This window comes from Pseudomonas sp. 30_B, from assembly GCF_017491605.1.
Taxonomy (GTDB): domain Bacteria; phylum Pseudomonadota; class Gammaproteobacteria; order Pseudomonadales; family Pseudomonadaceae; genus Pseudomonas.
Window position 1 is genome coordinate 1 of the sequence record NZ_JAFGYY010000440.1, and the last position, 255, is coordinate 255.

Genomic DNA, 255 nt, shown 5'->3' on the forward strand with positions numbered 1-255 from the left:
TGTTGCCAGCCTTGTCCAGCACTTCGGTGGTGAAGGCATGGTCGCCATTGTTCAGCGGGGTGGTCGGCGTGAATTCCCACTTGCCGTCAGCGCCCACATCGGCTTCGCCAATCTTCGTGCCGTTGTCATAGATGATGACCTTGCCGCCGGCTTCCGCGCCGCCACTGAAGGTCGGACGGTCGTCGTCGGTGGTGTCGCCATTGTGCAGCGGACCGGTCTGGTTACCCACGTCGTCGAGCACGAGCAGGTCGGTCA

General features: G+C 62.7%; 1 protein-coding gene. It reads right to left on the reverse strand.

Annotated features, from left to right (window positions below):
• Positions 1-255 (reverse strand): Ig-like domain-containing protein (locus tag J5M67_RS29020; RefSeq protein WP_243434951.1); only part of this gene is annotated, 255 nt, incomplete at both ends.